The sequence below is a fragment of the Microvirga lotononidis genome (genome assembly GCF_034627025.1).
Classification (GTDB): Bacteria; Pseudomonadota; Alphaproteobacteria; order Rhizobiales; family Beijerinckiaceae; genus Microvirga; species Microvirga lotononidis.
Genome location: NZ_CP141048.1, coordinates 4407366 through 4421194 on the forward strand (window position 1 = coordinate 4407366; position 13829 = coordinate 4421194).

Here is a 13829-nt window from a genome sequence, read left to right on the forward strand (position 1 = left end):
ACCGCCCTCGCCCGCATGAGGCCTACCGCTTGCCCTGCCCGGCTGCCTTCTTTTCGAGTTCGCCTGGACGGACGTCGCGGGCGAGCTTGTCGAGAACGGCGTTCACGAGACCGGGCTCGTCGTCACCGTAGAAGCCGTGGGTCACGTCGACATATTCCGTGATGACGACGCGGGCCGGCACGTCCTTGCGGTACATGAGCTCGTAGCCGCCCGCCCGCAGGATGGCGCGCAGGACGGCCTCGATGCGCGTCAGCGGCCAATCGGTGGCGAGCGCGCTGTCGATCTTCACGTCGATCTCGCGCTGGTTCTTGACCACGCCCGAGAGGATGTCGCGGAAGAAGACGTTGTCCGAGGGCTGGAACTCGATTCCCTCGACCTCGCGGCCGATCCAGAAGGTCTCGAACTCGGCGAGCGCGTCGAGGACCGTCTTGCCGGACACGTCCATCTGGTAGAGGGCCTGGACGGCAGCGAGGCGAGCGGCCGAGCGCTCTGCTGGCTTCGTCATGATCAGGCCTCCAGTTTCTGTTTGATGCGCAGCACGGCCAGAGCCGCATCGACCGCTCCGCCACCCTTATTCAATTCGCTCACGCTCGCGCGGGTCCAGGCCTGCTGATCATTCTCCACCGTGAGGATTCCGTTGGCGAGCGGGATCTTGCGGGCGACGGACAGGTCCATGAGGGCGCGGGCGCTCTCGCCGGCGACGATGTCGTAGTGCCCGGTCTCGCCGCGGATGACGCAGCCCAGGGCCACAACGGCGTCGTAGGGCCTGCCGGCCTTCTCGGCGGCATCGAGCGCGATGGCGATGGTGGCGGGGATTTCGAGCGCGCCATCGAGGGTCAGCACGTCCATGGAGGCCTGCGCGGCGTCGACGGCGCCCCTGGCGCCGCGCAGAAGTTCATCGGCGATGTCGTCGTAGAACCGGGCCTCGACGACCAGGATGCGGGCGCCGGGGACCGGCGGACGGGGGCTTTTCGGCTTATCGGAAGGCGCGACCATGGCAAACTCTTCAAAGATCTATCGCGAGCAATCGCCTTCATCCTGCGGACGGCCGGACCTTCAACCCTCACGTCATCACCGGCCCTGTGCCGGTGATCCCGATCCGAAAAGCGCGGCGCTTCACAGCATCGGGATGGCCGGGACAAGCCCGGCCATGACGTCCAGAGGTTCAAAGTGCGAGACTTGCGAACCCTTGGATCTTATTTCCAGCAGACCATGATGAGGGCAAAGCCCTGACAAAGAGGAAAACGTAAGGCGTTCCCCTACTCCGCCCGGCGCGCATCCGCAAGCCGCGCGGCGTAGCGGGCCATGAGATCGACTTCGAGGTTGAGCTTGTCGCCCACCTGCCGGTCGCCCCAGGTGGTCACCGTGAGGGTGTGCGGGATGATGAGGACGGAGAACATGTCGTCGTTGACCGAATTCACCGTCAGCGACGTTCCGTCCAGGCAGACCGAGCCCTTCTCGGCGATGAACGGTGCCAGCGCATGTGGCGCCTTGATGGTGAAACGGGCGGTCGGTCCCCACGGGTCGTCGCCGGCGGTGATCGATTCCTTGGCCACGATGGTGGCGATGCCGTCCACGTGTCCGGTCACGATATGGCCGCCGAGCTCGTCGCCGATCCTCAGGGACCGCTCCAGGTTGATTCTGGTGCCTGCGTGCCAGTTGTCCACGGTAGTGCGGTCGAGGGTTTCGGCTGCTGCATCGACGTCGAACCAGCATCCGCCCTCGCGGGCTCCGACCGCTACAACGGTCAGGCAGGGCCCGCCGCAGGCGATGGAGGCGCCCAGCGCGATCGTGGCGGGGTCGTATGACGAATGAATACGCAGGCGCTTCAGGGTCCCCTGAGCGCCCTCGGCGGTTGCGATCTCACCGACATCGGTGACGATACCCGTGAACATCAGGGTCTCTCCCAAAACATGAAAAGATCGGGGCCGATCTGCTCCTCGGCCCATAAATCGAGGTGGTCCATGCGGTCCTGCAGCGACAAGCCCAAAGCCGGCACGTCGCCCTGTCCCCGGACGGAGCGGCCGGTGACGAGAACCAGCTCGTCGACGAGGTCGGCCTTGGCGAGCGCATCGGCCAGATCCGGCCCACCCTCGCAGAAGACCTGCGTGATTCCGCGCGCGCCGAGAAGCTGAAGGGCTTCGGGCAGCGAGGCGCGGCCGGTTTCATCCGCCGACACGCGCATGACCTCGACGCCGTGGGCCGTGAGGGCCTTTTCCGCGTCGACGGGAGCCGTGACGCTGGCAACGATCCAGGTCGGGATCTCCCTTGCCCCCGTGACCACCCTGGACGTGGGCGGCGTGCGCAGGTTCGAATCGACCACGATGCGGACAGGCGAGCGGGATTCGAGCCCCGGAAGGCGCACGTTCAGCAGCGGATCGTCCGCGAGAACCGTCCCGACGCCGACCATGATGGCGTCCGCATGGGCGCGCATCACGTGGACCTTCGCGTTGGCGATCTCGCCCGTGAGCATCAGGCGCGGACCGTGGCGGGAACCGGCGAGGCCCTCGGTGCTGCGCGCAAGTTTTACCGTGACGGCAGGCCGCCCCTTTGAGACCCGGGTGATATGCCCGCGATGAAGCCGTGCGCCCTCATCGGCGAGACAGCCGGCGGTCATGGGAATGCCCGACCGCTCGAAACGCTCCAGCCCCTGACCGGCAGCATGCGGGCTCGGATCGGCGACGCTGACCACGAGGCGGCCGATTCCGGCGGCCACGATCAGGTCCGTGCAGGACGGACCGTCATCCCGGCTGCTGCGGGTAGCGCACGGTTCGAGAGAAACGTAGAGCGTGGCGCCTCTCGCACGCTCGCCTGCGGCGGCCAGGGCCACGCGCTCCGCATGGGGACGCCCGCCCGGCTGGGTGGCGCCCTGGGCCATGATGACCGGAGCATCGCCGCTCTCGTCCACGACGACGGAGCCTACGGACGGGTTGGGCCATGTCAGGCCGAGATTGCGCTCGCCGAGGGCGATGGCGAGGCGCATGAAGCGCTCATCGCGACCGGCGCGGTCGAATGGCTGCCCTGCCGTTCCCGACGTGCTCATGGCTCGCTCGGAGCGCGCTTCTTCTTCGGCGGCGGCGGAAGATCGTCCTCGCCTTCAGCCAGTTTGCCAAGAATTTCCTCGAAGTCCTTGGCCTCGCGGAAGTTCTTGTAAACGGAAGCGAAGCGCACATAGGCCACGTCGTCGAGGCCCTTCAGACCTTCCATGACCAGCTCACCCACGGTTTCACTCGGAACCTCGCCATCGCCCATGCTCTCGAGCTGGCGCACGATTCCGTTGATCATGCGCTCGACCCGCTCAGGGTCCACCGGACGCTTGCGGAGCGCGACCTCCACCGATTGCTGGAGCTTGTCGCGGTCGAACGGTACCCGCCGGCCCGAGCGCTTCAGGACCGTCAGTTCGCGCAGCTGCACGCGTTCGAAGGTCGTGAAGCGGCCGCCGCAATCCGGACAGATGCGGCGACGACGGATGGACGAGGAATCGTCCGTGGGGCGGGAATCCTTCACCTGGGTGTCCAGGCTCCCGCAATAGGGGCAACGCATGGATCAGCCTAAACCTCAGGCATAGATCGGGAAGCGGCGAGTCAGCTCGTGGACGCGGTGCTTGACCAATTCCTCGACCGAGGCATTGGCCTCGTCACCGTGCTTCGCGAGCCCGTCGAGGGTCTCCACGATCAACTCGCCCACTCTCTTGAACTCGGCCACGCCGAAGCCGCGCGAGGTGGCCGCGGGGGTGCCCAGCCGGATGCCGGAGGTGACCATCGGCTTCTCGGGATCGAACGGCACGCCGTTCTTGTTGCAGGTGATGTGGGCGCGGCCCAAAGCCGCCTCGGCAGCCTTGCCGGTGAGCTTCTTCGGGCGCAGGTCTACCAGCATCAGGTGGTTGTCCGTGCCGCCGGCCACGATGGCATAGCCGTTGGCCAGCATCGTGTCGGCCAGAACCTTGGCGTTCTCGACCACCGAACGGGCATAGAGCTTGAACTCGGGGCGCAGGGCTTCGCCGAAGGCGACGGCCTTCGCCGCGATCACGTGCATGAGCGGTCCGCCCTGGAGACCGGGGAAGATCGCGGAGTTGACCTTCTTGGCGATGTCCTCGTCGTTGGTGAGGATCATGCCGCCGCGCGGGCCGCGTAGGGTCTTGTGGGTCGTGGTGGTGACCACATGGGCGTGCGGGAACGGCGACGGATGCGCGCCACCGGCCACGAGACCGGCGAAGTGGGCGATGTCGACCATGAAGAAGGCCCCGACCTCGTCGGCGATCTCGCGGAAGCGGGCGAAATCCCAGAAGCGGGAATAGGCCGAGCCGCCGGCGACGATGACCTTCGGCTTGTGGGTCCGGGCGAGTTCCGCGACCTCGTCCATGTCGATGATCTGGTCGCTCTCGCGCACCTTGTAGCTCACCACGTTGAACCACTTGCCGGACATGTTGACCGGCGAGCCATGGGTCAGGTGACCGCCGCAGGCGAGGTCGAGACCCATGAAGGTGTCGCCGGGCTTCATCAGGGCCATGAACACGGCCTGGTTGGCCTGGGAGCCGGAATTGGCCTGGACGTTGGCGAACTTGCAGTCGAACAGCCGCTTGGCGCGCTCGATGGCGAGTTCCTCGGCCATGTCGACGAACTGGCAGCCGCCGTAATAGCGACGGCCCGGATAGCCTTCGGCGTACTTGTTCGTCATCACCGAGCCCTGGGCTTCCAGGACGGCGCGGGAGACGATGTTCTCGGAGGCGATCAGCTCGATCTCGTCGCGCTGGCGACCGAGCTCAAGCCCGATGGCGCGGGCGATCTCAGGATCGCTGTCGGCGAGGCCTGCCGAGAAAAAGCTGTTGGACAGATGGGTGTGTGCCGCTTCACTCGCGCTCATGGGATACCCTCGCCTTCCTGTGAGCCTTAGCCGAACCGGCCGCTCGATCCGAAATTGCCCTGGGCCTTTATCATGGCAGGCTCCGGAGAGCCAACATGTTCCGGAGAGATGTCTGTGCGGGCGCGGAAATGCAATGGGCGGGAGAGGTCGGTGTCATTCCCGGCCGGAGATGCCGGAGCCATCGGAGGGGAAGGGAATCCGTGGCGCCAAGTGTAATCGTGGATCCCCTTCCCGGCCTTCGGCCGCCGGGGACGACACCCGCCGCGTCATGGCCTCCGAGCATCCACCTGAGAACAAGCGCCCAAAACGAAATCACCGGCGCGGGGCCGGTGATGACGTATCGGTCTAAAGCTGTCTCAGAACCTCAGTTCTGCAGGAACATCTCTTCGTCCGGCTCGGTCGGGGTGCGGCTGGCGACCGGGATGGCGTTGCCGAGGCCGTCCTTGTTGTAGATGTCGTCGCGGAACTGGACGAGGCCGTCCGGCGTCGCCCAGGCGGTCATGTAGATCCAGTGGATCGGAACCGGCTGCGCGAGGCGCGCGTCGATGCGCTCGCCGGACTTGAAGGTGGCGTCGATCTGCTCGCGGCTCCAGCCAGGGGTGTCCTTCAGGAGCCACTCGATATAATCGCGCACGTTCTGCACGCGGATGCAGCCCGAGGACACGAACCGGAAATCGTCGCCGAAGATGCCCTTGGAGGGCGTATCGTGCATGTAGACGCCATCCTTGTTCGGGATGTTGATGCGCACGAAGCCCATGGAATTGAGCTCGCCGCCCGGATCCTGGCGGAAGCGGTAGCGGGTCGCCTCGTCCGAGAACCAGTTCACCTGCGACGGCGCGATCTCCGTGTTGCCGTTGAAGATGCGGATCTTGTTGTCCGTCAGGTAGTTCGGCTCCTTCTGCATCTTCGGGATCAGATCCTTCTTGATGATCGAAGCGGGCACGGTCCAGAACGGGTTGAAGTTGACCTCGACCACCTTGGTGTTCAGGAGCGGCGACTGACGGTCGCTCTTGCCGACGCCGGCCGCATGGCGGGTGTGGACGACGCCGCCCTCCACCGTCTCGACCAGGGCGGCCGGGATGTTGGCGACCACGTACCGGTTGGGGAGACCGCCGGCCACCAGGGTGCGCAGGCGGGACACGTTGATCTCGAGCTGACGGATGCGGACGTCCACGGGCACGTTCATGGCCGCGACCGTCGGGGCCGTCATGGTGCCGGTGGAGCTGATGCCGTGGCGGGCCTGGAAGCGGCGCACGCCGGCCTCGACGTAGGAATCATAGATCGGCGATTCGCCGGCGGCCTGATCGAGATCGCCGGTGATGATGAGCCGCTGGCGCAATGCGACGACCGCCGGGCTCTTGGAGCCGACGCGCAGGCCCTGAACGCCCTGGACGGGCATCCAGCCGCCGCGGGCCGCGATGTTGCGGTAATACTCGATCATCTGCTCGGTCGCGGCGAGGGATTCCTGCGACAGCATGGGGGTCGAGGTGCGCTGCACGCGCGTGCGTGACACCGCCTCGTAGTTCTGCGACCACTCGGCCTGGCTCTGAGCGAATTGCTGGGCCAGGGCTCCGGTAGCCGGCGTGAAGATCAGGGCGAGCGATCCGGTCAGGAGGGTACGGCGAGACAACATGAGCGCAAGCTCTTCCCGGTTAGAAGTGATCGACAATGGGGATGGCGGACGAGCGCCCGCCTCTGCCCCCGTTCCCAGCATAAGTGCCGGGATAGGATTAAAGAACGGTATCGAAAACGAGGAACATCGGGGCCGTTTTATGGCAAACCGGCCTGCCCGCTGCTCCCGGCGCCCCCGAACCGCCTTCAGGGCACATGTAACTTTGAACTGTGCTCTTGAGGATACACTTCTGCGTGAGGAGCCCCGGAGCTCCCAGGCTTCAGCGATTCTCCTGCGCGGCCAGCCAGGAGATCCCGAGATAGACGGCGATCAGGGTCAGGAAGAACGCCACCGTCATGACGCCGCCGGAGACGATGCCCGGGAAGAAGGCCGCGAGAATCAGGTGGCTCATGATGGCGAGCAGCCACATGATCCCGCCCCAGGTGCTGGCCATCCAGAGGCCGACCGCCGCGATCAGATCGATCAGGGCGAAATAGATGATGGTGGCCTGGTAGCCCGTCGAGCGCCCCTCGAAATGACCCACCGGCGTCCAGACCCCGAGGATCACCGCCCAGGCGCTCAGGCCCTTCATGATCCAGAGGATCGCCAGGACCCGCATGAACCAGGTCAGGACGAAGCTCCAGCGCATGATGGAGGTGGCGACGGGACGCTCCTCGATCCGGTCGGAGAGGTATTCCCGGGCCGCCTGGGTGGACGAGTTTTGATTGCCGTTGCGGAACATCAGGCGACCTCCAGTTCCCGGTCGCCCAGATCGGCGAAGTGACGTTCGACGACCGCCTTCTCCACTCCCTCCAGGTCGGCGGGTTGCCAGGCGGGCCGGTTGTCCTTGTCGATCAGGACCGCGCGAACGCCCTCGTGGAAATCGTGGCCGTCGCCGATGCGGGAGACGATGCGGAACTCGGTCTTCATGGCGTCCTCGAAATCCATCGACGCGCCCCGGCGGACTTGCTCGAACGCCAGGCACATGCTCGTAGGCGACTTCGTCCGCATGCCTGCGGCAGTCTTCGCGGCGAACTCGGAACCCTTCGCGGCGGCCGCGTCGAGGCGCGCCAGAATCTCGATCACGCTCCCGGCGGAGAAGCAGGAATCGATGAGCTCCCGCTGGTCCTCCAGGGGCGCCTCCTCCGGATCGACCGCGACCCGGGCGAAAGCCGCCTCGACGGCATCGCCGCCGATCAGCGCGTCCCGGAGCCCCGGGATGTTCCCGCTCGGCACCGCATCGGTTGCGAGCCCCAGCATCATCGCGTCGGCACGCTTCACACGCTCCCCCGTGAGCGCGAGATACATGCCGGTCTGCCCCGGAAGGCGCGGGAGCGCGTAGGTCGCGCCGACATCGGGGAAGAAGCCGATCCCGACCTCCGGCATGGCGAAGAGATAGCGGTCGCCCGCCACCCGGTGGGTGCCGTGCAGGGACACGCCGACGCCGCCGCCCATGACGATCCCGTCGATGAGGGCAATGTACGGCTTGGGATAGCGCTTGATGGCGATGTTGAGCTGGTATTCCTCGCGCCAGAACGCGAGCGCCTCCTCGCGCCGCCCTGCCTTCAGGTCCTGCGTAAGCTGGCGGATGTCGCCCCCGGCGCAGAACGCCTTCTCGCCCGCGCCCTGGACGACGATCCGCGTCACGGCGGGATCATGCGCCCAGGAATCGAGGGCCCGGCGCATCTCGCGCACCATGGCGAGGGTCAGGGCGTTGAGCGCCTTGGGACGGTTGAGCGTGATGAGGCCCGCCTCGCCCTGCTTCTCGCAGAGGACTTCAACGCTCTCGTCCATGGAACACTCCTTCGTTTCAGTCCGGCTTAAACAAGGCGCCGTCCGGCCGTCAATGGACACGGTGTCATTGCCGATAGGGCGTGCCCTCCTACGCCACTACCAGCGCGGGCCGGTCATGACGTGGAAGCGGCCAATAAGCCGACAAGCCCCCAATGCATGGCTGGGTTGAGGGCAATTTCACACGGATGGGGCCGAACTGCGACCTCGAACCCTTTTTTAGAGCAATTTAAATGTGCTAACCCTCTGGACCTTCGCCGGCGCATCGAAGCTGGCGCCGTGTGAGGATCATGTCGAAACTGTCGCCACTCCCCCGCCGCTCCTCGGACGAAGCTCCCGCCTTGTCCCTGAACCTCTCCCACCGCCTGCGACGCAACCGCAAGGCCGAGTGGTCGCGGCGGCTGGTGCAGGAGAACGTGCTGACGGTGAACGACCTGATCTGGCCGATCTTCGTCGTCGAGGGCGCCAGCGGCCGGACGCCGGTCGCTTCCATGCCGGGCGTCGATCGCCTGACCATCACCGAGGCCGTGCGCGAGGCCGAGCGGGCAGCCTCTCTCGACATCCCGGCCATTGCGCTCTTCCCCTATACCGATCCCGCCCTGCGCGATCCCACCGGATCCGAGTCCCTGAACAGCCGCAATCTCGTCTGCCGCGCGGCGCGCGAGATCAAGAAGGCCGTGCCGAATATCGGCATCATCTGCGACGTGGCCCTCGACCCCTATACCAGCCACGGCCACGACGGCGTGATGGACGGCGAGCGCATCCTCAACGACGAGACCGTCGCCCTGCTGGTGCGCCAGGCGGTGCTCCAGGCGGAAGCCGGAGCCGACATCATCGCCCCGTCGGACATGATGGACGGGCGCGTGGCCGCCATCCGCGAGGGCCTCGACGCGGCCGGGTTCCTGGACGTGCAGATCATGGCCTACGCGGCCAAATACGCCTCCGCCTTCTATGGCCCGTTCCGCGACGCCATCGGCACCAGCGCCACCCTGATCGGCGACAAGCGCACGTACCAGATGGACCCGGCCAACTCGGACGAGGCCCTGCGCGAGGTCGCCCTCGACCTGGAGGAAGGCGCCGACATGATCATGGTCAAGCCCGGCATGCCCTATCTCGACATCGTACGCCGGGTGAAGGAGACCTTCGCGGTCCCGACCTTCGCCTACCAAGTCTCCGGCGAGTATGCCATGATCCAGGCCGCGGCCGGGAACGGCTGGATCGACGGGGAACGGGCAATGATGGAAAGCCTCCTGGCCTTCAAGCGCGCAGGCGCAGACGGCATCCTCACCTATTTCGCTCCCCGGGTCGCGCAGAAGCTCAAGGGAGATCGATAACGGACGTCTCGTGAGTTCGCCGGTATATTCCTTAGTTCAGGTCAGCCGAACCGACGAGCTTGCCACGACGTTCCTCAACCTTGGCTGGATCATCACCAAAAGTGCATGTCGTTGCTTGATTGCCGCAGATCGCGGCGAACCAACCACGGGCCCTTTTTCCGTGTGGCAATCTAATTGTCATGTCGAGAAAGCTCCCGCTGCAGCCTCGCACCTGCTCGACGGTGACCTTGCGCGAATCCCAGTCCTTTCCTGGACTTTTGAGCCTGAGGAGGACAGACGCCTTGATCCGCGGTGCCGAAAAGAGCGTGTATCCTTCCATCTCGAAATCGATAAGACCAGGAGCAATCCAGGCGGATCCTTTGAAGAGCAACTTCTCCCCACTGCCATAATCTGCCCAATGAGGGTTGTGAATGAGAAGCCAACCATTCTTTGAGCCGATGATTTGAAATTCCGGCTGCATATCATCTTCCGGATTGGCCACAGGTATTCGCGCGACGATGCGAGTATGAGTCCCTGGACCGGCTCTTAGTTTTGCTCCTCCGGTAGCGGACTTGCGCAGATAGGCATGTATCGAGCAGAGATGCATCCCATTGCCATGGCCGGGAGCTTCGGCAGCGACAGCTGGAACTCGGGAGGCCTCAAGCCAAAGCTCTTCCCGCCTCTCAGAGGCTTGGGCGTCGACAGTGAACACCCAAAAGGCAAAAGAGATTGCAATAGCGCCTGCAAAAGCTACACAATTTAGCTTCATCGTAACCCGCCTCATGGCTTTGGCGACATGATATATAATTTTGTCGCAATACGAGAAGCAAGAAACTGAAGTCATTGCTATTAAACCGCAATTTAGATTGGCACGGCCTAAGGGGCTTGTTCCGTGCCATCGTACTTGCTTTCACGTGTACTGCTTCTATCGCCGCCTGCGGGCTGGCCATCGACGCCGATCAGGCGCGGGTCTGCCGCTCCACCCTTCCCGCTCTCAATCCCGAGGCCGGGATCACCGTCGAGCGGGTCCAGGCAGGTCCCGTGCCGAGGAGCCTGCGGGTCGAGTATCTGGCGGAGTACCCGGACCGCCCGATCCTCCAGCGCTTCGCGATCTGCCAGTTCATGGCCGAGGGGCTTTCTCCCAACAAGGCCGAACTGGAGGGTCTCGCCACCGAGGAAGGCCCGCTCTCCGGTGCCAGCCTCTACCTGCTCAAGCGCTATTATCTCGAAACCCCGGAAGGCATGGCCGGGGACCCGGGAAGCCGGCCCTCCGCCGATGCGCTCGATATCCCCAAAAGCGTCGCCTACTGGCTCCAGCAGATCCTGGTAAGCCTGCCGCGAACGGCGATCTACGCCTTGTTATCCGTCGCATACGCGTTGGTCTTCGGCCTCACGGGGCGGATCAACCTGGCTTTCGGAGAACTGGCGGCGGTCGGCTCGGCGGCGACCGTCGCCGGGACGTCGCTCCTGCTCGTCTACGGCGCGAGTTCGCCCATCCTCGGCCTCGCGGCCGGTCTGGCGGCTGCTCTGTTCGCCGGGGCGATGCACAGCGCGGCGGGCGGCTATTTCACCATCGGACGCATCGCCGGACCCAGCACCCAGCCGAGCCTGATCGCCACCGTCGGCATGAGCCTCTTCCTGATGGAATATCTGCGCCTCGTGCAGAGCCCCGTGACCGTCTGGCTGCCGCCGATCTGGTCCGAGGCCTGGCCCCTGGCCCGTGCGCAGGACTTTCTCGTCAGCCTGACGCCGATCACGGTCATCACGGCGGGAATCGGTCTTTCGGCGGCGCTGGGCCTCCTGTGGCTCGTCCAGGCCACGGGATACGGGCGCGCTTGGCGGGCCTATGCGGACGATGCGCAGGCGGCGGCGCTCATGGGGGTCGACGGGATGCGCCTGCTGATCCAGACGCTCGCACTGGCGGGCGCCATGGCCGGGCTCTCGGGCATGCTCATCGTGGCGCAATACGGCGGCCTGGGATTCGCCGGCGGGTTCCAGTACGGCCTCAAGGCGCTGATCGCCGCCGTCATCGGGGGCATTGGCTCGATCCCCGGAGCAATGTTAGGAGGTTTCGCCGTGGGGCTGTTCGAGACGCTCTGGTCGGCGTATCTCCCCATCGAGGTGCGCGACATGGCGCTTTACGTGGCCCTTGTCGTCTTTCTGATTTTCCGACCCGGCGGCCTGCTGGGATTCAGGGATCCGACACCAAGAGCCGTTTAATGGCGTATAATGAAGCACTGGAGGACGATGTGGCCGACTATGCCATTACCATCGAGGACGTGAAGCGCGCGGCGGAGACGATCCAAGGCCAGGTCCTGCGGACCCCTCTCGTGCCGGCCCCCCGCCTGTCGCAGCTCACGGGCTCGACCGTGTTCGTCAAGCACGAGAACATGCAGCCGACCGGTTCCTTCAAGGAGCGCGGCGCCACCACCAAGCTGGAGAGCCTCACGGAGGCCGAGCGCAAGCACGGCGTCATCGCCATGTCGGCCGGCAACCACGCCCAGGCCGTCGCCTATCACGCTCGCCGCCTCGGCATCCCGGCGACCATCGTGATGCCCGTCGGCACCCCTCTGGTGAAGGCGGAGAATACCCGTTCCTACGGCGCGCGGGTCATCCTCGAGGGCGAGACCCTTTACGAATCCGCCGCCCGCGCCCGTGAGATCGCCGACGCGGAGGGGCTCGTCTTCGTCCATCCCTACGACGATCCGAAGGTGATGGCCGGACAGGGCACCATCGCGCTCGAAATGCTGGCCGATGCGCCGGACCTCGACCAGATCGTCGTGCCCATCGGCGGAGGCGGGCTGATCTCAGGCATAGCCATCGCGGCGAAGGCCTTGAAGCCGTCCACCGAGATCATCGGCGTGGAAGCCGCTCTCTATCCGTCCTTCCGTAACGCCATTCTGGGCGAGAATCGTCCCATCGGGGGTGCTACTCTTGCGGAGGGCATCGCGGTCAAGACCGTGGGCCAGCTGCCCCTGCCCATCGTCCGGGATCTCGTGCCCAACATCATCGCCGTGGAGGAGCCCCTGATCGAACGGGCCGTCAATGCCTATGCCACCCTGCAAAGGACCATGGCGGAAGGTGCCGGCGCGGCGGGCCTCGCGGCCATGCTGGCGCAGCCCGAGCGTTTTCAGGGCAAGCGGGTCGGCCTCGTGCTCTGCGGCGGCAACATCGACGCGCGGATCCTCGCCTCCGTGATGGTGCGCGAGCTGGAACGGGACGACCGGATCACGTCGTTCCGCATCACGTCGAACGACAGGCCGGGCCTGCTCGGCCGCGTCGCCAGCCTTCTCGGCAATCTCGGAGCCAACATCCTCGAAGTCTCGCACGGTCGCCTGTTCCTGGACGTGCCGGCGAAAGGGGTTTCCATCGACATCACTATCGAAACGCGGGATCGAGCACATACATTAGAGGTGTTCGAGGCCCTGGCGGCGGAGGGGCTCGCACCGCAGCGGATCGAATCCCGCAGCCTGCCCGAGACCGCCTTCTGAGGAGTGACCGATGGTCAATCAACCCTATCCGCCGACCCTGAACTACCCGTCCTACGCACCGGACACCCGGTTGACGGAGGGCGTCATCTCCCGGCGCTTCTGGGCCTATCTGATCGATCTGGTCGTGATCGCCCTCTGGGTCATCCTGGTCTCCATCGGGATCTTCTTCCTCGGCATCATCACGCTTGGACTCGGCTGGGGCCTGTTCTTCGCCCTGCCGCTCACGGCCCTGATCTTCATCGTCTACAACGCCGTCACCATCGGCGGCGCTTCCCAGGCGACGGTGGGCATGCGCTACATGGGCCTGCGCGTCATCGATCCGAACACGGGTCGGGGCCCGTCGCCGCTCGCCGCGGCCGTGCACGCGCTGTTCTTCTACGTGGCGATCTCGACTTTCCTGCTCTGGGCCTGCGACGTGCTCGTCGGCTTCGTCCGCGACGACCGCCGTTTCATCCGCGATCTTCTCACCGGCATGATGGTGGTAAGGGCTTAGGCCAGCGGACGCCACAGATCCACCGACGTCATGGCCGGCCTCGTGCCGGCCATCTCGATCATGTGAAGCGCGACGCTCTTCGGATCGGGATCACCGGCCGGAGCGGAGCGATGGGGAAGGGAATCCACCCACACGCTCTCCGCCATGGATCCCCTTCCCGTACCGCGTGTGCCGGGCGGACATCGGCTTGGCACACGACAACAACTCCCTGTGACATTCGCCCACTTTTCCTGGACGTCCCGGACACCAATGTTATCCTTGAGCGT

General features: G+C 65.4%; 15 protein-coding genes. 4 read left to right on the forward strand and 11 right to left on the reverse strand.

All coding sequences use genetic code 11. The annotated features are described in order from the left end of the window. Positions 1-22 precede the first annotated feature (22 nt). The 9 genes from nusB to U0023_RS20810 all read right to left on the reverse strand — a co-directional run bounded on the left by nusB (position 23) and on the right by U0023_RS20810 (position 8269). The gene (nusB, locus tag U0023_RS20770) at positions 23-505 is read right to left on the reverse strand and encodes a transcription antitermination factor NusB (RefSeq protein WP_009491104.1); all 483 of its coding nucleotides are present in this window, start codon (positions 503-505) and stop codon (positions 23-25) included. 2 nt (positions 506-507) lie between these two features. Beyond that, complete coding sequence (gene ribH / locus U0023_RS20775) at positions 508-996, reverse strand: 6,7-dimethyl-8-ribityllumazine synthase (RefSeq protein WP_009491103.1); 489 nt, start codon at positions 994-996, stop codon at positions 508-510. 263 nt (positions 997-1259) lie between these two features. Continuing rightward, positions 1260-1895 carry a riboflavin synthase gene (locus U0023_RS20780; protein ID WP_009491102.1) on the reverse strand — a complete coding sequence of 212 codons (636 nt, stop codon included), beginning with the start codon at positions 1893-1895 and terminating at the stop codon, positions 1260-1262. After that, positions 1895-3043 carry a bifunctional diaminohydroxyphosphoribosylaminopyrimidine deaminase/5-amino-6-(5-phosphoribosylamino)uracil reductase RibD gene (gene ribD / locus U0023_RS20785; RefSeq protein ID WP_009491101.1) on the reverse strand — a complete coding sequence of 383 codons (1149 nt, stop codon included), beginning with the start codon at positions 3041-3043 and terminating at the stop codon, positions 1895-1897. The genes U0023_RS20780 and ribD overlap by 1 nt, the downstream gene beginning before the upstream one ends. Further along, positions 3040-3543, reverse strand: a complete 504-nt coding sequence (nrdR, locus tag U0023_RS20790) for a transcriptional regulator NrdR (RefSeq protein WP_009491100.1) — start codon at positions 3541-3543, stop codon at positions 3040-3042. Before nrdR ends, ribD begins: the two co-directional genes overlap by 4 nt. 15 nt (positions 3544-3558) lie before the next feature. Then, positions 3559-4863 carry a serine hydroxymethyltransferase gene (gene glyA, locus U0023_RS20795; RefSeq protein WP_009491099.1) on the reverse strand — a complete coding sequence of 435 codons (1305 nt, stop codon included), beginning with the start codon at positions 4861-4863 and terminating at the stop codon, positions 3559-3561. A 364-nt stretch (positions 4864-5227) separates the two neighbouring features. After that, the gene (locus U0023_RS20800; RefSeq protein ID WP_009491098.1) at positions 5228-6496 is read right to left on the reverse strand and encodes a L,D-transpeptidase family protein; all 1269 of its coding nucleotides are present in this window, start codon (positions 6494-6496) and stop codon (positions 5228-5230) included. A 259-nt stretch (positions 6497-6755) separates the two neighbouring features. After that, on the reverse strand, positions 6756-7217 hold the full coding sequence (locus tag U0023_RS20805; protein ID WP_009491097.1) for a hypothetical protein: 462 nt from the start codon (positions 7215-7217) through the stop codon (positions 6756-6758). Further along, entirely contained in the window at positions 7217-8269 is a 1053-nt protein-coding gene (locus U0023_RS20810; RefSeq protein ID WP_009491096.1) for an enoyl-CoA hydratase/isomerase family protein, read from the reverse strand. Before U0023_RS20810 ends, U0023_RS20805 begins: the two co-directional genes overlap by 1 nt. Positions 8270-8556: 287 nt before the next feature. On the opposite strand from U0023_RS20810, the gene hemB reads away from it, so the two are divergent. Then, positions 8557-9600: a porphobilinogen synthase gene (hemB, locus tag U0023_RS20815; RefSeq protein WP_009491095.1), complete on the forward strand. Its 1044-nt coding sequence runs from the start codon at positions 8557-8559 to the stop codon at positions 9598-9600. A 31-nt stretch (positions 9601-9631) separates the two neighbouring features. Here the strand turns inward: hemB and U0023_RS20820 are convergent, their stop codons facing one another. Further along, positions 9632-10348 (reverse strand): hypothetical protein, encoded by a 717-nt coding sequence (locus U0023_RS20820; protein ID WP_009491094.1) that lies wholly within the window; start codon positions 10346-10348, stop codon positions 9632-9634. A gap of 116 nt (positions 10349-10464) precedes the next feature. On the opposite strand from U0023_RS20820, the gene U0023_RS20825 reads away from it, so the two are divergent. From U0023_RS20825 to U0023_RS20835, 3 genes are read left to right on the forward strand one after another with little or no spacing between them, the layout of a single operon-like run. Further along, positions 10465-11799, forward strand: coding sequence for a branched-chain amino acid ABC transporter permease (locus tag U0023_RS20825; RefSeq protein WP_052600489.1), 1335 nt, complete (start codon positions 10465-10467; stop codon positions 11797-11799). After that, a complete protein-coding gene (locus U0023_RS20830; protein ID WP_009491092.1) occupies positions 11799-13070 on the forward strand; it encodes a threonine ammonia-lyase in 1272 nt (423 codons plus the stop codon). Before U0023_RS20825 ends, U0023_RS20830 begins: the two co-directional genes overlap by 1 nt. A 10-nt stretch (positions 13071-13080) precedes the next feature. Continuing rightward, positions 13081-13563, forward strand: a complete 483-nt coding sequence (locus U0023_RS20835; RefSeq protein WP_009491091.1) for an RDD family protein — start codon at positions 13081-13083, stop codon at positions 13561-13563. Here the strand turns inward: U0023_RS20835 and U0023_RS20840 are convergent. Then, positions 13560-13709 carry a hypothetical protein gene (locus U0023_RS20840; protein ID WP_009491090.1) on the reverse strand — a complete coding sequence of 50 codons (150 nt, stop codon included), beginning with the start codon at positions 13707-13709 and terminating at the stop codon, positions 13560-13562. The two genes, U0023_RS20835 and U0023_RS20840, sit on opposite strands and share 4 nt — an antisense overlap. Between the last annotated feature and the right edge of the window lie 120 nt (positions 13710-13829).